This window comes from Rhizobium phaseoli (assembly GCF_010668805.1).
Classification (GTDB): Bacteria; Pseudomonadota; Alphaproteobacteria; order Rhizobiales; family Rhizobiaceae; genus Rhizobium; species Rhizobium phaseoli_A.
Map to the genome: position 1 here is coordinate 121921 of NZ_WUFT01000015.1, position 21170 is coordinate 143090.

General features: G+C 60.0%; 19 protein-coding genes. 11 read left to right on the forward strand and 8 right to left on the reverse strand.

Translation table 11 applies throughout. From position 1 onward, the window contains the following. Window positions 1-39: 39 nt before the first annotated feature. Window positions 40-2289 carry a TonB-dependent hemoglobin/transferrin/lactoferrin family receptor gene (locus tag GR197_RS22715; RefSeq protein ID WP_164013648.1) on the reverse strand — a complete coding sequence of 750 codons (2250 nt, stop codon included), beginning with the start codon at window positions 2287-2289 and terminating at the stop codon, window positions 40-42. Window positions 2290-2543: 254 nt separating this feature from the next. On the opposite strand from GR197_RS22715, the gene GR197_RS22720 reads away from it, so the two are divergent. Next, complete coding sequence (locus GR197_RS22720; RefSeq protein ID WP_164013650.1) at window positions 2544-3521, forward strand: extensin family protein; 978 nt, start codon at window positions 2544-2546, stop codon at window positions 3519-3521. A 69-nt stretch (window positions 3522-3590) separates the two neighbouring features. Here the strand turns inward: GR197_RS22720 and GR197_RS22725 are convergent, their stop codons facing one another. After that, window positions 3591-5270, reverse strand: coding sequence for a formate--tetrahydrofolate ligase (locus GR197_RS22725; RefSeq protein ID WP_164013651.1), 1680 nt, complete (start codon window positions 5268-5270; stop codon window positions 3591-3593). Window positions 5271-5430: 160 nt separating this feature from the next. Between GR197_RS22725 and GR197_RS22730 the strand changes: the two genes are divergently transcribed. Then, complete coding sequence (locus GR197_RS22730) at window positions 5431-5961, forward strand: TIGR00645 family protein (protein WP_164013653.1); 531 nt, start codon at window positions 5431-5433, stop codon at window positions 5959-5961. Window positions 5962-6143: 182 nt separating this feature from the next. On the opposite strand, the gene GR197_RS22735 is transcribed toward GR197_RS22730, so the two are convergent. After that, on the reverse strand, window positions 6144-7808 hold the full coding sequence (locus tag GR197_RS22735) for a hypothetical protein (protein ID WP_164013655.1): 1665 nt from the start codon (window positions 7806-7808) through the stop codon (window positions 6144-6146). Window positions 7809-8137: 329 nt separating this feature from the next. On the opposite strand from GR197_RS22735, the gene GR197_RS22740 reads away from it, so the two are divergent. Together GR197_RS22740 and GR197_RS22745 are read left to right on the forward strand one after the other, a co-directional pair. Continuing rightward, a complete protein-coding gene (locus tag GR197_RS22740; RefSeq protein ID WP_164013657.1) occupies window positions 8138-8863 on the forward strand; it encodes a helix-turn-helix transcriptional regulator in 726 nt (241 codons plus the stop codon). 62 nt (window positions 8864-8925) lie between these two features. Further along, window positions 8926-9387, forward strand: a complete 462-nt coding sequence (locus GR197_RS22745; RefSeq protein WP_164013659.1) for a PAS domain-containing protein — start codon at window positions 8926-8928, stop codon at window positions 9385-9387. An 11-nt stretch (window positions 9388-9398) separates the two neighbouring features. On the opposite strand, the gene GR197_RS22750 is transcribed toward GR197_RS22745, so the two are convergent. The 3 genes from GR197_RS22750 to GR197_RS22760 form a co-directional block, all read right to left on the reverse strand. Next, window positions 9399-10529 carry a DUF2333 family protein gene (locus GR197_RS22750; RefSeq protein ID WP_164013661.1) on the reverse strand — a complete coding sequence of 377 codons (1131 nt, stop codon included), beginning with the start codon at window positions 10527-10529 and terminating at the stop codon, window positions 9399-9401. Window positions 10530-10677: 148 nt separating this feature from the next. After that, window positions 10678-11751 (reverse strand): hypothetical protein, encoded by a 1074-nt coding sequence (locus tag GR197_RS22755; RefSeq protein ID WP_164013662.1) that lies wholly within the window; start codon window positions 11749-11751, stop codon window positions 10678-10680. Window positions 11752-11887: 136 nt separating this feature from the next. Then, complete coding sequence (locus GR197_RS22760; RefSeq protein WP_164013664.1) at window positions 11888-12490, reverse strand: thymidine kinase; 603 nt, start codon at window positions 12488-12490, stop codon at window positions 11888-11890. 236 nt (window positions 12491-12726) lie between these two features. Between GR197_RS22760 and GR197_RS22765 the strand changes: the two genes are divergently transcribed. The 6 genes from GR197_RS22765 (at window position 12727) to GR197_RS22790 (ending at window position 18507) form a co-directional block, all read left to right on the forward strand. Next, window positions 12727-13683, forward strand: coding sequence for a choline ABC transporter substrate-binding protein (locus tag GR197_RS22765; RefSeq protein ID WP_164013667.1), 957 nt, complete (start codon window positions 12727-12729; stop codon window positions 13681-13683). 73 nt (window positions 13684-13756) lie between these two features. After that, window positions 13757-14602 carry a choline ABC transporter permease subunit gene (choW, locus tag GR197_RS22770; RefSeq protein WP_164013669.1) on the forward strand — a complete coding sequence of 282 codons (846 nt, stop codon included), beginning with the start codon at window positions 13757-13759 and terminating at the stop codon, window positions 14600-14602. After that, window positions 14599-15651, forward strand: a complete 1053-nt coding sequence (choV, locus tag GR197_RS22775) for a choline ABC transporter ATP-binding protein (protein WP_164013670.1) — start codon at window positions 14599-14601, stop codon at window positions 15649-15651. The genes choW and choV overlap by 4 nt, the downstream gene beginning before the upstream one ends. Before the next feature lie 31 nt (window positions 15652-15682). Next, window positions 15683-16432: a HugZ family protein gene (locus GR197_RS22780; protein WP_164013672.1), complete on the forward strand. Its 750-nt coding sequence runs from the start codon at window positions 15683-15685 to the stop codon at window positions 16430-16432. Between the two features lie 117 nt (window positions 16433-16549). After that, entirely contained in the window at window positions 16550-16867 is a 318-nt protein-coding gene (locus GR197_RS22785) for an ArsR/SmtB family transcription factor (RefSeq protein WP_164013673.1), read from the forward strand. Between the two features lie 314 nt (window positions 16868-17181). After that, window positions 17182-18507 carry an aspartate aminotransferase family protein gene (locus tag GR197_RS22790; RefSeq protein WP_164013674.1) on the forward strand — a complete coding sequence of 442 codons (1326 nt, stop codon included), beginning with the start codon at window positions 17182-17184 and terminating at the stop codon, window positions 18505-18507. A 75-nt stretch (window positions 18508-18582) separates the two neighbouring features. Here GR197_RS22790 and GR197_RS22795 read toward each other — a convergent pair whose 3' ends face one another. Beyond that, window positions 18583-19497, reverse strand: coding sequence for an HD-GYP domain-containing protein (locus tag GR197_RS22795; RefSeq protein ID WP_164013677.1), 915 nt, complete (start codon window positions 19495-19497; stop codon window positions 18583-18585). A 128-nt stretch (window positions 19498-19625) separates the two neighbouring features. Continuing rightward, on the reverse strand, window positions 19626-19928 hold the full coding sequence (locus GR197_RS22800) for a hypothetical protein (protein WP_164013430.1): 303 nt from the start codon (window positions 19926-19928) through the stop codon (window positions 19626-19628). A 24-nt stretch (window positions 19929-19952) separates the two neighbouring features. Here GR197_RS22800 and GR197_RS22805 point away from each other — a divergent pair, with 24 nt between their 5' ends. Continuing rightward, on the forward strand, window positions 19953-21056 hold the full coding sequence (locus tag GR197_RS22805) for a branched-chain amino acid ABC transporter substrate-binding protein (RefSeq protein ID WP_164013679.1): 1104 nt from the start codon (window positions 19953-19955) through the stop codon (window positions 21054-21056). Window positions 21057-21170 lie beyond the last annotated feature (114 nt).

A 21170-nucleotide genomic window follows, 5' to 3' on the forward strand; every position in this document is an offset into this window, starting at 1 on the left:
CCCGAAAGCCGCCCGATCTGATGTCCTGCTCCGACCCGATCAGAACGTTTTCGTCAGCGAGACCTTGAAGGTGCGGCCGGGCTCGGAATACCAATCTTGCGGCTGCGATGCGGCCGAGTTCGGGTTGAGGTCGCGCAGGGCGAGCGCATTAAAATATTCCTGGTCGAAAATGTTGTAGACGCCCGCCTGCACGCGCAGGCCCGGCACCTGTTCCGGCGTCCACCAGCCGGTCAGGTCGACGATTGCATAGCCGGGCGCATCGAAGGTCGTATCGGCGGTCGAGCCGACGGTCTTGAGATGGTCGGTGAGCATGCCCGCGGCAAGCGTCGAGGAAAGGTCGAAGCCAAAAGTCTCGTTGCTCCAGCCGCCGCCGACGATCGCCTTGAAGGGCGCGACCGAGCGCAGGCGCTGGGCGGTTTCCTCGTTCCTGCCGTAAGCATAGGCAAGTGCTGCGTGCAGGTTGATGCCGTTATTGAACGTCTTGTCGGCGCTCGCTTCGACACCCGAGATCGTCACACTGCTGACATTGGTATAGTTGAACTCCGTAATGCCGGTGGAGGCGTTGACGCTCGTCACCGTTTCGATGAAGTTGTGATATCGGTTGTGGAAGAGCGCTAAGCGACCGTTGAAATCGCCGGCGTCGAAATTGGCACCCATTTCGACACCGTAGCCGGTCTCGGGCTTCAGGTCGGGATTGCCGAGCTGGGCATAATTGCCGCCCGCATTGTAGAAGCGGCTATAGAGCTCGTCGACAGTCGGGGCGCGGAAGGCTGACGACAGCTGGGTGTAGAGCTGCACATCGGGTGTCAGTTGGTAAGTAGCGAGCACCTTCGGCGACGCATGTTGATCGCTGCGATCGGACAGCGTACCGAATTTTGCAAGCGCGGGGTTGCTGGCAAAACCGCCACCCGTCGACGGATCATAGCTGAACCAGTCGAAACGAATGCCCGGCGTCAGCGCAAAATTCGTATCGCCGAACTCGATTTTGTCTTCGATCGACAGGCCGATCGTCTTGCTGTCGACGTCCGGCACTTCCGACTGATTGTTGAGCGAAGGGCACGTGGTCGGCGTCGGGCATAGTGCGGAGCTGTACTGGTTCCAGGCCGACGTCGTCGCGTCAAGCGTTGCCTTCACGGAATGACGGACGTTGGAATATTCGAAATCCTTGGTGACCGTGCCGTGGAAGCCCCAGGTCTTGTTTTCGATCTCATTGTTTCGGCCGTAGGCGACATTGGCCGCTGTGCGTCCATGGCTGCCCGACTCCTTCTTCAGATCCTGCCAGTAGAGCGTGGCCCGGGCGCTGGTGAAGAATGCATCTGAGGACTGCGCTTCATAGTCATAGTCGAGCGATACACGATCGCGGTCGCGCAATTCGCGGCCGTCATAATTGTCGATCATGTAGGTGCGCCCGGTTCCCTGCAGCTCTCTCAGGTCGGTTTGGAGATCGCGGCGAAACCGCTCCGCCGTCAGGCCGATACGATGACCGCCTTCCAGCTCCTGGCGGAGCTTGAAGAGCAGGTTGTGCTGGTCGAAATCGGCGGGATCCGACTCGGTCCGCAAACGACCGTAACTGTCGTTATCGCCCATATTGTCGCGTTCATGCCCTTTGCGGTAGCCGCCCTGAAAGAGGATCGACGTGCCGCCGATCTTCTTGGCGGCGGCGGCCGAACCGGAAAGGCTGCTGTCTTCGCTGTCATAGGTGGACTTGACGACCGCGCCCCAGTCGCGGCCTTCGGGAATGATATCCTCCGGCTCCAGCGTATTGACGACGATCGCGCCGCCGAGCATCCCCGAGCCGCCCTTGCTCGAATCCGCGCCGCGCACGATATCAAGCGACGAGAGCGAGTTGAAATCGAACGTATCGCCGCCGCCATTGGCGTTGGCCGGCGCGAAGGCACCTTGGCGCGAGCTGTTCGAGAGATAGGGAATCGGAATGCCGTCGACAACAGTCAGGATGCGTGCGCCGGAGAGGCCGCGCAGATTGACGCCGGCATCGCCGCGCGAGAAATTCACGCCGGGATCGACACTGCGTCCGAGGTCTTCGAGATTGGTGACCTGTTTCTCGTCGAGCTGTTTGTCGGTGATCTCGGTTGCAAGCGGCGTGTCGGCGACGCTGCCCGGCGCCACGCGTTTGCCCTTGACGACGATCTTCTGCAGGACGGTGCTGTCGTCGGCCGTTGCTTGCGGCGTGGTGGCCGAGGCGCTTTGCGCGAAAGACTGCGAAACAGGAAGAACAACTGCGGCTGCCGTGCAGACCAATAGAACCGAGCGCCAATACCGGACGATCATAACCTACCCTCTCATGATGGTTACCGGGCTGGCTGGTCGTGGCGCGTCGAACGCTCGAGGGGCTGGCTGGGCTTTTGCGGATGAAGGCGATGCTGAATTTCGCCTTCTTTTCGCCGCATAAAAAACATGAGGTATTTTGTCAACATAAACTGACGCTATATGTTGATTTAATTTATCAAGTTTTAACGATCTTTCCTCCCGTTGCGCAATTGCAACGAAAACCGCGCTGACGCGTTATCCCCTACGCGATCGACATGACGGAACCGGATGCGTTGAGAAAACTTTCGATACTGGCGATCCTTCTCGCCGCAACCGCCTTTCTTGCCGGCGCCCGCCTGCCCCCGTACGGCCCTTTACCCCAACCTCGACCGGACGCCGGTGCTGCAACCACCCCTACCCCGCTTCCTGACAAGGCTGAACCGCCCGCACAGGACGATGTACCCGCGCCTCAGCCAAAGCCTGATACAAAGGAGCCAGCGGCGCCAGACCAGCCGGCAGCGCCCCAAACCAAACCGGGAAAGACCGAACCGGTAAAGCCCGCACCGGCAGAACCGATGCAAGGTCCGCCGCTCCCGCCGGGCAAGCTCGAAGGCCCGCAGGCTCCGGCGGAGGAGAATAAACCGCCGGCCGAACAGACACTCGAAGAGCAGCACCTGACGATCGAACCCGAAAGCGATGCCGAGCACGCCGAATGCACTGCTGCGCTTAAGGCCTTGGGCGTCGTATTCAAGGATGCACCGCGCATCGACGACGGCAACGGCTGCGGCATCGACAAGCCGATCATCGTCTCAGAAGCTCTGCCCGGCATCAGTTTGAAGCCGGAGGCAACGATCCGCTGCCCGGCCGCGCTCGCCCTTGCCCGCTGGATGAAGGAAAGCGTCATCCCCGCAGCCTCCGCCGCTCTGCCCGAGCAGGGCCGCCTGACGACAGTCAACCAGGCATCGGCCTATATCTGCCGCCTGCGCAACAGCGCCGAAACCGGCAAGATCTCCGAACATGCCCGCGGCAACGCCATCGACATTGCAAGCTTCCATTTCGAAAAGGGCGAGGATGTCGCCATCCGCTCCCGCCGCGAGGACCCGACATTGACCGGCGCCTTCCAGCGCACCGTCAGCGCCGCCGGCTGCCTCTATTTCACCACCGTCCTCGACCCCGAAAGCGACGCCGCCCACGAGACCCATTTTCATCTCGACGTGATCGAAAGAAAGGGCGCCTATCGCTATTGCCATTAGCCATTGGCCATTGGCCATTGGCCATTGAAGCTTGCAGTTCCCATTGGGCAGATAGCAACCGTCACCGGATCAGAACAAACCCTCGACATAACCTTGGTCGTTCAGGAAAATCCGCTCCGCCGAGGGTGATTTCGGCAGGCCGGGCATTGTCATGATCTCGCCGGTGATGGCGACGACGAAGCCGGCTCCCGCCGAAAGCCGCACCTCGCGCACGGTGACGATGTGGCCTTCCGGCGCGCCGCGCAGGCTCGGATCGGTGGAGAAGGAATGTTGCGTCTTGGCCATGCAGACCGGCAGCTTGCCGTAACCCTGCTCCTCCCATGTCTGCAACTGGTCGCGCACCGCCTTGTCGGCCGTCACCTCGCCGGCATGGTAGATCTTTGAGGCGACGATCTCGATCTTCTCGAACAGCGAAATGTCGTCGCCGTAGAGCGGCTGGAATTTCGCTTGTCCGGATTCGGCCAGTTCCACCACCTTGTGCGCCAGTTCCTCGATGCCGGCCGAACCCAGCGCCCAGTGGCGGCAAAGGATCGCCTCGGCGCCGAGCCTCGAAACAAATTCCTTCACTGCCGCGATCTCGGCGTCGGTATCGGAGACGAAATGGTTGATCGCCACGACGACCGGCACGCCGAACCGGCGGACATTAGCGACGTGCCGGCCAAGATTGGCGCAGCCCTTCTTCACCGCCGCGACATCCTCCGTGCCGAGGTCCTCTTTCTTCACCCCGCCATTCATCTTCAACGCCCGGACGGTGGCGACGATGACCGCCGCATCCGGCTTCAGTCCGGCCTTGCGGCACTTGATGTCGAAAAATTTCTCGGCGCCGAGATCGGCTCCGAAGCCCGCCTCCGTCACCACATAGTCGCCGAGCTTCAACGCCGTCTTCGTCGCCGTCACCGAATTGCAGCCATGGGCGATATTGGCAAACGGCCCGCCATGCACGAAGGCCGGATTATTCTCGAGCGTCTGCACCAGGTTCGGCTGCATCGCATCCTTCAAGAGCACCGCCATGGCCCCGTCGGCTTTCAGATCGCGCGCATGCACCGGCGTCCTATCGAAGCGATAGCCGATGATGATGTCGCCGAGCCGCCGCTCCAGATCCTTGAGGTCGGTGGCGAGGCAGAGGATCGCCATCACTTCGGAGGCGACGGTGATGTCGAACCCGCCTTGGCGCGGGAAACCATTGGCAACGCCGCCGAGCGAGGAGACCATGCTTCTGAGCGCCCGGTCGTTCATGTCCATCACCCGGCGCCAGGTGATGCGGCGGATATCGATATTCTCTTCGTTGCCCCAGTAGATGTGATTGTCGATCATCGCCGCCAGCAGATTGTGCGCCGAGGTGATCGCATGGAAATCGCCGGTGAAATGCAGGTTGATGTCCTCCATCGGCACGACCTGCGCATAACCGCCGCCGGCCGCGCCGCCCTTGACGCCGAAGCAGGGGCCGAGCGAAGCCTCGCGGATGCAGACGATGGCCTTCTTGCCGATCCGGTTCAGCCCGTCGCCGAGGCCGACGGTGGTCGTCGTCTTGCCCTCGCCCGCCGGTGTCGGATTGATCGCGGTGACGAGGATCAGCCTGCCGTCTTTCTTGCCCGCTTGCCCGGCGATGAACTCGGCGCTGACCTTTGCCTTGTCGTGACCGTAGGGAACGAGCTGTTCGACCGGAATGCCGAGTTTCGCCCCGATCTCGAAGATCGGCTTCTTGGCCGCAGCGCGCGCGATTTCGATATCGGATTTGATTGATGGCATGGATGTTCCCCGTCCCGGCCTTCCGCGAACGCGGAGGTACTTTTTCTCTATCTATCGGGATAGCGAAATATCGGCGGGGTGTGAATAGCACTGCGCCTTGCGGCCGCCACGCTGGGTGTTTATGAGGCGGTCAACGATCGCGGTTTTACAGGATAAAGACATGAAAGCACTGGAACTCATCATCGAGCGCATCATCCTGTCGAGCCGCTGGATCCTCGTCGCCTTCTATATCGGCCTGGTGGCGGCGCTCGCCGTCTATGCCGTTTCCTTCGGCTACAAGCTCCTGAAGATCGCCTCTGGTGTCTTCGCTCTCGACGAGGCCGAGATGATCCTTGCCATGCTCAGCCTCATCGATGCGGCCCTTGTCGCAAGCCTGATCGTCATGGTGATGATCTCGGGTTATGAAAATTTCGTCAGCCGCTTCGATGAGGCGACCGAAGCCGACAATGAAGTCTCTTTTCTCGGCAAGCTCGATTCAGGCAGCCTGAAGATCAAGGTCGCCTCCTCGATCGTCGCCATTTCCTCCATCCACCTGCTGCAGGTCTTTCTCAATGCCGACAAATACGAGGACGGCAAGATCATGTGGCTGACCCTGATGCACCTCGCCTTCGTCGTCTCCGCCGTCATGCTCGGCTTCCTGGAGAAGCTGATGAGCGCGACATCGAAGAATGACTTGAAGGATAAGGCCTGATGCATGTCGCCGGGAAGTGTGCAGCGATTCCCGGACAACGACTTGCATAAAAATAAAGAGCTAGCGCGTCGCATGAATCAAGTGACCTGTGACGCGCTTAGAGGGCGGCACAGAGGCGCCTTCGAAGGGCGAACAAGCAACAGCCCGACGCAAAACGCCGAACTGCTCTTCGCATCTTGATATCAATTTAGCGAAGCAGAAGCAGGAACCATCTCTGCCTCAGCTTTTCTGGGGCATCGAAGACTTTCCTTGGCATCGGGTCCACAGAGGCGAGAACCGGGTTCTTCACCATAAGGGATGATACCATTGATGATGCCAAGATCGAGCGCCTGAGAACGAAGTATATTCTTTCGCTCAATCGAGGTCGCGAGCATCATCGTCTCATAAGACTCGGCATTGACGCCCATCTCGTGGAAATAGGCGAAGAATTTCGTATATTCAGCCGTCGTGGGCCTGTCGAGGCCGATATCGGAATATCCGACAAGCCGCGGCGTTCCGCTCGCCAAGACGAGAGTACAGGTCGAAAGGCAGTATGCACCGCCGGCGGAGACCTCGCCCTTGGTCGGTCCGCTTTTGGCCATGCTCGCCTTGCAACGCGGATCCAGCGTCGGGCAGTTCGGCAACCGCGTTCTGCCAATCGAAGTCTCCAGACCTGCAGCCCGGATCATCCGCCCCATCGCGAAAGCCGCATCCATGTCCCCGCCATAGGATTGAAGGACGACCGGCAGCTTTCTCTCGCCAAGCGTTTTCAAGATCGACGACAGCCGAGCCGGCGTGTCCGGCGTGATCTCTCCTTCCGCAGAAATCCACTGCGTGCACTCGTCCTGGCAATTGCCGTTATACATCAGCAGAAAATCCATCGGCCGGTTTTCCGGCAGAATCTCGTTTGTGGCCGCGACCGTAGCCTGCACAGACGCCTTGGATACAGGCGTCTCCGCCGCCGAACGGCGATGACAAACGGCCTCGGCCGCTGCATCCGCAGCACAGAGCGGCATGCCAGGCCATTCGTTGTAAGCCAACATGTCCGTCGTGAGACCGATTTCAAGTGCGTCTGCGGCCGGCACGATGTTGATGCGGTCAGGGGTGGCGCTCATCATCAGGCCAATCAAATCGGCGCTAACGCCCATTTCCTTCAGGTAGGCCGTGAGAGCAGCGGTGGCCTTCTTGCCCAGCTTGGTGGAACTGCTCCTCCCTGCTGACTTTCGGCCCACCTCCTTGCGGGAGATTTCGGTCTTCTTGCCGTTTACCATCTTGTATTCGATGCGGTAGGAAACACGCACCTTGCTGTAGATTGTCGTGATCTGGTGAACGCCGATGAAAGCCCATTGCGACGCGACCCGCGAGGTTCCGCCGGAAAAGACCAGCGGACAGGCGGAAAAGCAGTATGCGCCATAGGAATAGGTATCGCCAAGCGAGTGCCCATTCCTCGCGATAGCAGCATCGCAACGCATATCACCTTCTGGACAATCCTTCAGCCGTGTGCCGCCCACGGCGGTTTCAAGACCGGCCTTGCGGATCATCCTGCCCATTGCATATGCAGCGTCTACTTCACCACCCTCCGAAAGAAAGACGATCGGTATTTTCCGGTTGCCGATTGTCTTCAGAATTTTTCTGAGTTGGGCCGACGTATCGGAGGTTATGCGTCCTTCTGCCGATATCCATTCCGGACAGTCTTCCATGCAGAGGAGACTGCGCACGAGGATAAAGCGCATCGGCGGTTGGCCTGCCTGCTGCTTCTGCCCAGCAGCCTGCGAGGTTGCCGCGCCGAGCGGAAGGGTCAGAAATAATAAAACAAGTAATATCAGGGGAAATAAGAACTTCACGAAAAACGAAATCGCAGAGCGCACGATTAAATTGCCTCAGTTATACATGGTACGACGCTTAGCAATTGCATTGATCGTCAGCAAGCCGGTTTTCGACAAGTGTTGCCGCCAGGCTCTCTCCAAGGTGATTCTCTGCCTGCATCGCAGCGCGAGACCCATGACTATGCGCATGGAGGAAATCAAAGATACCACAACGCTATATCCGCAAGTCGAAACTCAACTAAAGCGCGACCTCCTGTCGCTAGTTTTACACAATATGAGTAAATCGGTAGAGGCTGAGTCAATTTCGACTAGCGTTCGGCCGCCCTTCTGTGTTTGATAGCGATAACATTAGGGCTGCCGGGGGCGTACAAATGTCTTATATGACTACCTCTGAAAGACAGTCATTGCTTTCGGCAGAACTTGCCACTGTACGAACGCGCAGCCTGTTTGCGCAGGCGCTGGGCCGGGTTTCCGCAGCCTTCGGATTGTCGCATGCAACGCTGATGCACGCTCCCTCCCCGGAAGACCTCCTGTTGAAACCCCTGCTGATCGAAAGTTCGCTTCCGGCCGCCTATATCAGGGAATTCGACCGCGCCCACATGATGCGCGGCTGCCCTTTCGGCTTACGGCTGAGAGAATCCGCCGTCCCCCCGGTCTGGCACCTCAACGACGCTTTCAACGGTCAGGCCTTCCCCGCCGAACTGCGTGCCCTGATGCTGCGCCATGCCATACCGGCGGGCGTTGCCATGCCCACCATTGCGGCCGACGGCCAGCGCTTGGTTTTCTGGTTCTGCGGCGAGCGCGCCGCACTTGGCCAGAGCGAGGTCAATGAGCTGGCAATGATCATTCTGCATGCACTCGATGCATACAATGCAGTCAAGCGCAACGAGGAATGCGCGTATAACGCGCTGTCGACCCGAGAACTAGAGGTTGTCCGCTGGACTGCCCAGGGCAAGACCTCGATCGAAATCGGCCAGATCCTGACTTTGTCGGACCACACGGTGAACGCCTATATGACGAACGCGATCAAAAAACTCGATTGCGTCAACCGCACCCAGTTGGTAGCTAAGGCAATTCGATTGAAGCTGATCAACTGAGGAATCGGAAGAGAGTCGGCACGTCGTCCCGTGATCTGGGGGACCCGTCATCTGGGGGAATCGTGTCTCTTCGCTTCGAACAGCCCATCATTGACAAGACAGAGCAATCCCGCGCCCACATCGGCATCACCGATGCGGAAATCCTTCAGATGCTTGCTGCCTACCGCCTTTTCGGCTTCTGGCGCATCGACATCGAGACCGGACATTTCTTTGCGAGCGAGGATGTACATGAGATCTTCGACCTTCCCTACAGCAACGGCCCCGTCAACCTGACAGAGCTGATGTCGCGCATCCATGAGGAGGATCGCAGCCTGATCGCCCAGACCTTCGAAGAGGCAAGCCTTCATGGCGTTGGCTTCCATTTCGTATACCGCGTCGACAACCGGCTCGGCGGTTACAAGCTGGTGCGAAGCGTCGGCCGCTTTCGTGACGGTGAAAGCGGCGGCGGCATCGTCGGCGTCACCTATGAATTCGACGAGAGGCTGCGCGTCGTCGGTTTCGAGGACAATACGACACCACGCTGACTCGAGAATGTTTAACGGTCGAGCACCGAGCGGATCTCGACGAGGTTCGAGCGCACCCTCAGAATATAAAAGCCCATGGTGGCGAGATGGCTCGGCATGATCCAGCCGTCCTCGCGCCCGTTCGAAATGATCGCCGGCTGAATGCGCAGCGCCGCTTGGAACTGCCGCATCGTGCTGCCCCAGACAGCTCCGAGATTGCGCTCCTGCACCACCTGCGAGAAATCCGCCTGCGCGGCGGCAAGGATGGCGTAATAGGCGTAGAGCTGGCCGTAGGCGAACCAGAACCGGTCGTCGGCGCGTGTATCGAACCAGCCGCGATTGTGGTTTTCCGATCGCTCGGCGAGCATGTCGGACGTACCGCCGAGATCGTTGGCGATGCGGTCGATGAATTCCATGAGGTTGTCGGCGCGGCCGTCGAAAATGACGTTGCACACGGAAAGATCGGTATTGAACTTGCGCAGGCTGCCGATCGCCGAGCGGTAGTAGGAGGGTGTCGGCGTCTTCGGGCCGAAGGGGTTGAGCCCGAAATACCAGCTGTATTCGTCGAACTGCAGATTGCCGCGGGCGCTCTGCAGGTCGTTGTTGATGCCCGACGTGCCGCGCACGCGCCCGAGCGTATCGACGAGCTCCGCCGACGTCCGGCGAACCGCCTGATTGATGCCCCGCTGGAACGACGCCTTGTTGTCGAGGAAAGGCGTGTGATCCCAGTCGATACCGAAAAAGCCCATTTTGTAGAGCAGCATGGAGGAGATCCATGCGTTCTGGTTGACGTTGAAGTCGGTCAGGTCGGCCGTGACGTCGATGATTGCCGAACGCTGGCAGGCCTTGGCCGTCGTGGCGTTGCTTCCCTCGGTGACCGGCAATTCCTGTCCAGCGGCAACCTTGCGTTCGGAAAGCCGATATTGTTCGACGAAGGCGGTGTTGAAATTCGACCAGACCTGCGTCTGCCAGAAGAAATAGCCGTAGAGTACGACGAAGAGCGCCACGAACGCGATCACCGGCAGCCGGATCATCCAGCTCCGACGCTGATACCAGCCATGCGCAGCAAGAAAGGGCCAGAAGGCCCAGGCGGAAAACAGGCGGACCCAACGGCCGATCGTTTGGCCGATCAGCCTGAAAAAACCGGCTATCCGGTCAAGCATCGTCGTCTCCTGTCAGGCGAGGCGAACATCGGGACATCGCGGCCCCGTCGCATCCACATATGCGCTCGATGGGCCGAGCACAACACGAGCCCTCCGATTTTTCGCACGGACGCCTTGCGGAAAAGAGGCACTGACTGCGTCTTTCGCGTCAGTAACGCAGGAAAGGCAGGTTTAAACGGAAGGACCTGCGCGCCGTGTCGATCAGAGGGGCTCCCGATTTTTCCGGCGCCGGCTCGGCGTAGGTCGGAAACCTGCCGGTAAACTCCAGATCGGCGCGGCTCTTGCGCCGCTCCAGATCCTGGGCGACCAGCATGCCCTTTTCGAACAGCCTGATCGGCGCGGCGATATCGGGAAAGACTTCCGGCTTGATCCGCATCTTCATGCCCGGCCGGTCGGTATCGACCTGCGCCTGGTAGATGATCAGCCGCTCCTCGACGTCGATCATCAGCTTGCGCAGCAGCACGTTACAGGCGGCGATCCGGCCATTCAGCGAATCGACAAAGGTCTGGAACAGGCCGATAAACCGCTCGCGCCGCTGGCTGTCGTCGCGCATTTCGTGCTCCCCGGCGGAAATCTGCTCGGCCTCCGCCTTCAGCGCCCGCCGCTCCGCCTCCATCTGCTCCCAGTGCGCCCTGTTGCCGTAGACGCCGATACGGCCCTGGGTCGTCAGCGCCTTGGCATTGAGCTCCTTCATCTTGAGGCGGGCAATATCGATGGAATCGACCAGCCGGCGCCGTTGCTCGATGATGTCGACGAGACCGCGTTCGGCGGCCCTGTGCCGTTCGGTGATCGAAGCGCGCTGGCCGGCGATCAGCCGGGCGAGCGCATCCGATTTCGTCAAAAGTTCGAGCAGCCGTTCGATGACCGGGGCCTCGCGCACACGTTCGGTATACATGCGCCACATCCGCTGGCGCGACGTCCAGCCGGCCATCTTCTCGCGCAGCGTCAGCCCCCTGAAACTGTCGAGATCCGCCGAAACCTCCGCCGTCAGCCGGTCGAGAGAAAAGACCAGCTCCGCCTGCAGGGCGTCGAGCGCCGCAGCATCGGCGATATGGGCCTGGAAACGAGAATTCTGCTCGAGGAAGGCCTCGTCGGCCGAACGTGCTTCATCGGCGCTGAAGGCGTTGATTGCGGCCACGCAATAGTCTCCGTCGGCCGCAATCCTCTCGGCAAGGATGCCTGCAGCTTCGTATTGGCTGTCGAATGGCGGAGGTTTACGCACCAGGCCTCTCCAGGGAATCTCATGCTTCCCAAGCTAGATCATGATGCCGAAAAGTGTGAGCGGTTTTCCGTCCGCATCTGCGTAAAATCGAAAGCACCTTGCTTGCGACGCCAAAGAAACAACCGGCGTCGCGGCTTCAGACCGGCTCGGCGACCCAGGCCCCGTTCATCGCTTCGTCCCAATGCCTGCGGCAGAGCGAGACATATTTCTCATTGCCGCCGACCTCGATCTGCGCGCCTTCGTGCAACACCTTCCCCTCCGCGTCGAGCCGCACCACCATCGTTGCCTTGCGCCCGCAATGGCAGATCGTGCGCACCTCACGCATTTCGTCGGCGATCGCCAACAGTTCCTGCGAGGCCGGAAACAATTTGCCTTGGAAATCGGTTCTCAACCCGTAGACCATCACAGGAATGCCGAGCCTGTCGACGACGCGGGCAAGCTGCCAGACCTGGACGGGCGTCATGAAATGCGCTTCGTCGACGAAGATGCAGGCAATCGGCGCCCCTTCGCCGCTCAGCGTCGCGATCAGCCGGAACAGGTCCTCATGCGGTTCGAAGGGAATGGCGCTCGCCTCCAGCCCGATCCGCGAGCCGATGACGCCCCGGCCGGTGCGCTCGTCGAAGGCAGCGATCAGCTGCACCGTGCGCATGCCGCGCTCCTGATAATTGTAGGAGGCTTGCAGCAGCATCGTCGACTTGCCGGCATTCATCGTCGAGTAGTTGAAATAGAGTTTTGCCATCCGATCTCTCCTTGATCGGCTTATTGAAAGCTCACAATGGCAAAGAAAAGCCCTGCAACAGTGATAATCACAGGAATCCCGCTCAAAAACTGCTGAAAGCCCCAAAAACAAGATGCTTCCCAAAATCTGCCCGACGTCGCAATCGCATGGGTCGATACGACGCAAACGCACTGAGGTCGCTTGTCAAACTCGGCTATTGGTGGTTGGCTTGGGAACTTAAAGACTGGGAGTCTAAAATGAAAACAACAAGCACGTTCAAATTCGTCACTGCCACTGCCATCGCCACACTCTCCATTGCGACCGCGGCTTTCGCTGCGGATCCCGACAGCTGCTCCACCGTTCATTTCTCGGACGTCGGCTGGACTGACATTACCGCAACCACCGCCACTGCCTCCGTCGTCCTGAAAAGCATCGGCTATCAGACCGACATCAAGGTCCTCTCGGTACCGGTCACCTATACCTCGCTGAAGAACAAGGACATCGACATCTTCCTCGGCAACTGGATGCCGACGCAGGAAAAGGACGTCCGCCCCTATCTCGACGACAAGTCGGTCGAATCCTTCGGCCCCAACCTCGTCGGCGCCAAGTACACGCTCGCCACCAACGCCAAGGGTGCGGAACTCGGCATCAAGGACTTCAAGGATATCGCCGCCCACAAGGACGATCTCGACGGCAAGATCTACGGCATCGAGCCCGGCAATGACGGCAACCGTCTCGTCATGGATCTGATCGAAAAGAACACCTTCGGCATGAAGGATCTGGAAGTCGTCGAATCCTCCGAACAGGGCATGCTCGCCCAGGTAGCTCGCGCCGAAAAAGCAGGCAAGCCCGTCGTCTTCCTCGGCTGGGAACCCCATCCGATGAACACCAATTTCAAGCTGACCTACCTCACAGGCGGTGACGACGTCTTCGGTCCGGACTTCGGCGGCGCCAAGGTCTACACCAATGTCCGCGCCGGTTATCTCGGCGAATGCCCGAATGTCGGCGCAATGCTGAAGAACCTGACATTCTCCCTCGATATGGAGAATAAGATCATGGGCAAGATCCTCGACGACGGCAAGGAGCCGGAAGCTGCGGCGACCGAATGGCTGAAGGCCAACCCCTCCGCCCTCGACCCCTGGCTTGCAGGCGTCAAGACCCGCGACGGCAAGGGCGACGCTCTGGCGGCTGCCAAGACCGGCCTCGGCCTTTGATGATATGACGGGGCGGCTCGCCGCCCCGTTTCATTTTTGTCCGATTGTTGATTTTTTTGGATAGGCGCGCCCCTTGAATTGGATCACCGACGCTAAGATTCCCATCGGCTCATGGGCCAAATCCTTCGTGGACTGGCTGACATCGAACGGCGAGTGGTTCTTCAACCAGCTCGCATTCCTGCTGTCGAGCGCCATAGACGGCCTGCTCTTCGTGCTGCAGAAGCCCCACCCGCTGATCGTCATCGCTGCCATCACCGCCCTTGCCTTCTGGCTGCGCCGGTCGATCGCAGTCACGCTGTTCACCTGTCTTGGGCTGCTCCTCATCGTGAACCAGGGTTATTGGAAGGAGACGACGGAGACGCTCGCCCTCGTACTCGCCGCCACCTTTGTCTGCATGGTGATCGGCATTCCCTTCGGCATTGCCGCTGCCCGCCGCCCTTGGGTCTATGCCGCCATGCGCCCGGTGCTCGATCTGATGCAGACCATTCCGACATTCGTCTATCTGATTCCGGCGCTCATCCTGTTCGGCCTCGGCATGGTTCCGGGCCTGATAGCGACCGTCATCTTCGCCATCCCCGCCCCCATTCGGCTGACGCGCCTCGGCATCATCTCGACGCCGCCTTCCCTCGTCGAAGCCGCCATTGCTTTTGGCGCAACGCCGACCCAGGTGCTGCGCAAGATCGAACTTCCCTTTGCAATGCCGCAGATCATGGCTGGCCTCACCCAGACCATCATGCTGTCGTTGTCGATGGTGGTCATCGCCGCCCTCGTCGGGGCTCCCGGGCTTGGCGTGCCGGTCGTGCGCGCGCTGAACACCGTCAATATCGCCAAGGGCTTCGAAGCCGGTTTCTGCATCGTCATCCTGGCGATCATTCTCGACCGCATATTCCGCACGGCGGGTGAAGGAGGCGGCGCATGACCGCGGTAAGCTTCAGGGATGTCAGCATCATTTTCGGCGACCGGCCGGAAACAGCGCTTGCCATGGTCGACCAGGGCAAAACACGTGACGAAATCGGCGCCGCCACCGGCCTGGTCCTCGGTGTCGCCAACGCCTCGCTGACCATTGAGGAAGGCGAAATCCTGGTGCTGATGGGGCTTTCCGGCTCGGGCAAGTCGACACTGCTGCGCGCCGTCAACGGCCTCGCCCCTGTCGTGCGCGGTGACGTCTCGGTCTCGACCTCCAATGGTCCGGTCAACCCTTACAGATGCAATGCCAGGGCGCTGCGGGAGCTGCGCACCCACACCGTCTCCATGGTGTTCCAGCAATTCGCTCTTCTGCCCTGGCGCACCGTCGCCGAGAATGTCGGCTTCGGCCTCGAACTCGCCGGCATGCCGGAGGCCGAACGCAAGCGGCGCGTCGGCGAACAGCTCGAACTCGTCAACCTGACGAAATGGGCCGACCGCAAGGTCAACGAACTCTCAGGCGGCATGCAGCAGCGCGTCGGTCTTGCCCGCGCCTTTGCCACCGGCGCCCCGATCCTGCTGATGGACGAGCCTTTCTCGGCGCTCGATCCCCTGATCCGTACCCGCCTGCAGGACGAACTCCTGGAGTTCCAGCGGCGGCTGAAGAAGACCATCCTCTTCGTCAGCCACGATCTCGACGAGGCCTTCCGCATCGGCAACCGCATCGCCATCATGGAGGGCGGCCACATCATCCAGTGCGGAACGCCGCACGACATCGTCAAGAACCCCGCCGACCAATATGTCGCCGATTTCGTGCAGCATCTCAACCCGATCAGCATGCTGACGGCCGCCGACGTGATGCAGCCCGGCCTCGGTCAGACGGCCGCCGGCATGAGCGTCAGCGCCACGGCCCGCGCCGCGACCCCGCTCGTCGATATCCTCGATGCCCTTGCCCGCCAGCCCGGCAGCATCGGCATCGTCGAGAACGGCACGATCGTCGGCACCGTCTCGGCCCAGGATATCGTTGCCGGCCTCACCCGCCATCGCCGCAAGCAGGACGCTTGATGTTTTCAATCCGCTTTGCCACAAAGCGGATATGAAAGATCAACCCTCGCCCATACGCGAAACCGACGACGATGCCCGCAAGCTCGCCCGCGTGCTTCTGCGCTCCGCGCGGCACGCGGCGATTGCCGTTCTCGACCCCGAGACCGGCTTCCCCTTCGCCAGCCGCGTACTGGTCGCGACCGATATTGACGGCACCCCCGTCATCCTCGTTTCAAAACTGTCGGCCCATACCAGGGCGCTCGCCAAGGACCCGCGCGCCTCACTTCTGACCGGCGAGCCCGGCAAGGGAGATCCCCTCGCCCACCCTCGCCTGACAACCCAATGCCTGGCTGAACCCGTCGAGCGCGGCAATGCGTTCTACGAGCGCATCCGCACGCGTTTTCTCGCTCGCCACGCCAAGGCGGCGCTTTATATCGACTTTCCCGATTTCCTGTTCTTCCGTCTCAAGCCGGAACGGGCCAGCCTCAATGGCGGATTCGGCCGCGCCTACCTGCTCGACGCAAACGATCTCGCAATCCAGTCGTCCGCGAATGAAGAAGTCGCCGCCGGAGCGGCAGAAGCAGTGCGAGATTTAGTAGCGCGCTACCCCAATGTGGCCGAGACCCTCGCCACCAGGCTAAAGGCGCCGGAATCAGCTTCTTGGCGCATTTGTGGTATCGATCCCTCAGGTTTCGACATGATTTCCGGCGATTATATGCTGCGATACGAATTCGAAACCCTCGCTGGGGATGCCGATCACATTTGTTCAAACATATCTAAAATAGCATACTCGATACCTTAAATTTAGGTATATACAATCTTCGACCCCAGTTGCTAGTTTTCTGGCGTCGGTCAAAATACCGACTGGCGGCCAGTGCCCACATGGATGATGTACGTTTCGCATTAGGAAGATAACAATATGGACACCACGGATTTGGCCGATCACACCAATGTGGCGGCAGCGTTATTATCGGCCATGGCCAACCCGAAGAGATTGCTGATCCTGTGTAGCCTCGTAAAGGGCGAAGTGGCCGTCGGCGTGCTTGCAACGCAGGTCGGCCTCAGCCAGTCGGCCCTCTCCCAGCACCTGTCGAAACTGCGCGCTCAAAAGCTGGTCAAGACCCGCCGAGACGCACAAACCATTTATTATTCGAGCACCTCCGAGCCGGTGATGAAGATCCTGGCGACGCTCGAAGACATTTACCTCGTGCAGAACCGGAACAGATCCGCCGCTTGATGATAGCGCTGACATGAATGTCAGCCTATGTCGCGACCTAAGGGGATGTTCCCGGAGGCGCGGCAACGATATTTCAGCACCTGAACCTTATGGTACGACCGGCAAACCTTGCGATTTGCCGGTCGTGCTTTTTTGACTTCGCCTGTCGGCCCCGAGCTATTCCCAGATTGATTGGGGCAACTCGAACCTCCCGCCACCAGTGGCGCTCTGGCGTTTTCCCGTTGACGCCTCGGGAAGCCCTGATAATTTGACCGGGCAGTCAAAATTTGGGCGTGAAGCCCCGGGAAAGGGCCGCCAGCGGCCAGGAGAACAGCATGTCCAATCGCCTCAACGCACCGAACGATCTTCGCGCCTTCTGGATGCCGTTCACGGCAAATCGCCAGTTCAAGAAGGAGCCGCGCATGTTCGTCGGCGCCAAGGATATGTATTATACGACCCATGACGGCCGTCAGGTGCTGGACGGCACTGCCGGCCTCTGGTGCGTCAACGCGGGTCACTGCCGCCCGAAGATCACCGAGGCAATCCGTGAGCAGGCCGGCGAGCTCGATTACGCCCCGGCCTTCCAGCTGGGTCACCCCAAGGCCTTCGAACTGGCAAACCGCCTGGTCGACATCGCGCCCGAAGGCCTGAACCACGTTCTCTATACCAATTCCGGATCCGAATCCGTCGAGACGGCGCTCAAGGTGGCGCTCGCCTATCACCGGGTGAAAGGCAATGGGTCTCGCTTCCGCCTGATCGGCCGCGAGCGCGGCTATCACGGCGTCAACTTCGGCGGCATTTCCGTCGGCGGCATCGTCAGCAATCGCAAGATGTTCGGCACGCTGCTGACCGGCGTCGATCACATGCCGCATACCCACCAGCCCGGCAAGAACAACTTCACCCGCGGCGAGCCCGAGCATGGCGGCGACATCGCCACCGAGCTCGAGCGCATCGTCACCCTGCATGATGCCTCCACCGTTGCCGCCGTCATCGTCGAGCCGGTGGCCGGCTCCACCGGCGTGCTGATCCCGCCGAAGGGCTACCTGCAGAAGCTGCGCGAGATCTGCACCAAGCACGGCATCCTTCTGATCTTCGACGAGGTCATCACCGGCTTCGGCCGCCTCGGCGCCCCCTTCGCCGCGCAATATTACGACGTCAAGCCCGACATGATCACCGCAGCCAAGGGACTGACCAATGGCGTCATTCCGATGGGCGCGGTCTTCGTCACCTCCGAAATCCATGATGCCTTCATGAACGGTCCGGAGCATATGATCGAGTTCTTCCACGGCTACACCTATTCCGGCAACCCGATCGCCTCCGCCGCCGCCCTCGCCACGCTCGACACCTACAAGGAAGAGGGGTTGCTGACACGCGCCGCCGAGCTTTCCGATTACTGGGCCGACGCGCTGCATTCACTGAAAGACTGCCCCAATGTCATCGACATCAGGAACACCGGCCTGATCGGCGCGATCGAACTCGATCCGATCGCGGGCGAGCCGACCAAGCGGGCCTTCACCGCTTTCCTAAAGGCCTATGAAACCGGTCTGCTGATCCGCACCACCGGCGATATCATCGCACTCTCTCCGCCGCTGATCATCGAGAAGCACCACATCGATGAACTCTTCGGCAAGCTGCGGACCATCCTGCAGAACAATATCTGAGAAAGTTCTCAGGCTTTCGGCATCATGGCCTGCGGCGGGCGCAAGTCCACGCAGGCCTTTTTTGATGGATCCACCTCAGGTCACGGCGGCGACGGACAGACAGAGGGCGAATTTCTTCAGAAGCCGGCGATCGAAATGCCCTTCATTGCCAAGCATCCATTTCAGTGCCTGGCTGGCGCTCCATGGCGCCCTGTAGGGCCGCACCGAGGTGACGGCGTCATACACGTCGCAAATCGCCGCAAGACGGGCATGAAAGCTGACCTGCGTCTCAGAAAGTTTGCGGGGATAACCCTTGCCGTCGATCCGCTCATGATGGTTGAGACAGACGTCGAGAACGATCTCCGGCATGCCTTCCTGGCGCGACAGGATTGCGTGTCCCTTTTCCGGATGGTCGCGGATCATCTTGATCTCGTCTTCGTCCAGGCGTCCTTCCTTGTTGAGCACCTCGAGCGGAATTTCGAGCTTGCCGACGTCGTGCAACAATCCTGCTGTGCCGAGCATCTGCACGGTTGTCTCGTCAAGTCCGAGATGGCGGCTGAAAAGGATCATCAGCGCACTCACGGAAATGGAATGCAGGAACGTCACCTCGTCTCTGGATTTCAGCCGCGTGACGCTTAGGAAGACGGTCGGGTTCTGATCGATCGACTTGGAGACCGAGGAAATCACCGGCGCCACCTGATCGACGCTGATCCCATCGCCATGCTGCAACCGACCGAAAACATTCTCCAGCACCTGCACGGATTTCTGAATCGTCTCGTGTGCGGCCTTGGTGTCGATCTCGATATTGCCAGCTGGCAGGCCATCAATATCGAGGCCCCTGCTGGTATTGATGACTACGCCTGGAATACCGCTCTTGCGAAGAGTCAGGGCATCCATTTCACGGCGCAGGAGAAATCTTCTCTTGGACAGAAGAGGATCTTGCCACACACCCTCGATCGCCTCGACAAACATTCCGGTGCGCACCTGTCTGGCTTCGATACGCTTGAGCATGCAGATCTCTGTTCCTGAAATATCTCTCTGTCTATCGTCGACCGTTTTGCATCGCAGCAATATATGCACGAACAATGGTTCTACTCCGATTGGTAGAATCAAATGTTAATCTCAGACAAAATTGAAGTTCAGATACGAGAGAACATCCGCTCATCGCTGATACTGGCTGCCTGAGCGTCCGCCGAAAAGCGGAAAACAGGGCCGGATCGAACGATTTTCGACGAAACCGTGCCGGGCTGCCGCGATTTTCGTTTCATTTTGTTATCATCTTGCGGAATCTCACCAAAATTCTTAGAAATCTTGCCGTTGCATCCATCCGAGCCAAATATGGCCGGAGGACGTATTGATCGCGCCGAAATCGATCGTCCTTGGCACAGCCTAGCGCTGTTGAACGATCCGGAAAACCGGCGCGGCACCTCATCGCGGGTCAATGACCCCATCCAAGGAGACAGACTATGACCCTCAAGACATTGACGGCGACCCTCGTTGCGTCGCTCGCCTTTGCATCGCTTGCTCACGCCGATATCACCATCGGCCTGATTGCGCCGCTGACCGGTCCCGTCGCCGCCTATGGCGACCAGGTAAAGAACGGCGCTCAGATCGCCGTCGACGAGATCAACAAGAAGGGCGGCATTCTCGGCGAGAAGGTGGTCCTCGAACTGGCCGACGATGCCGGCGAACCGAAGCAGGGCGTTTCCGCCGCCAACAAGGTCGTCGCCGACGGCATTCGCTTCGTCGTCGGCCCGGTCACCTCGGGTGTCGCCATTCCGGTTTCGGACGTGCTGGCTGAAAACGGCGTGCTGATGGTCACTCCGACTGCGACGGCCCCCGACCTGACCAAGCGCGGCCTCACCACCGTGCTGCGCACCTGCGGCCGCGACGACCAGCAGGCCGAAGTTGCCGCCAAATACGTGCTGAAGAATTTCAAGGACAAGCGCGTCGCCATCGTCAATGACAAGGGCGCCTATGGCAAAGGCCTCGCCGACGCCTTCAAGGCGACGCTGAACGCGGGCGGCATCACCGAAGTCGTCAATGACGCGATCACCCCTGGTGACAAGGACTTCAGCGCGCTCACCACCCGCATCAAGTCGGAGAAGGTCGACGTCGTCTATTTCGGCGGTTACCACCCGGAAGGCGGCCTGCTCGCCCGCCAGCTGCATGACCTCGCCGCCAACGCCACGATCATCGGTGGCGACGGCCTCTCCAACACCGAATTCTGGGCAATCGGCACCGATGCCGCCGCCGGCACCGTCTTCACCAACGCCTCGGATGCAACGAAGAGCCCGGATTCCAAGGCCGCAGCCGAGGCGCTCGCTGCCAAGAACATCCCGGCCGAAGCTTTCACACTCAACGCCTATGCCGCTGTCGAAGTGCTGAAGGCCGGCATCGAGAAGGCCGGCAGTGCGGAGGATGGTGCAGCCGTCGCGGCCGCTCTGAAGGACGGCAAGGAGATCCCAACCGCTATCGGCAAGGTCACCTATGGCGAAACCGGCGACCTGACCTCGCAAAGCTTCTCGCTCTACAAGTGGGAAGGCGGCAAGATCGTTTCCGCCGAGTAAGCCACGACATATCGAGACAGCGACCGGGCGCCACCACGGCGCCCGGTTTTGTTTGCAGGCATCGCATGTCGCCGCAGATCGGCTATAACTTTGGAATCGATTGCAATGTGAGCA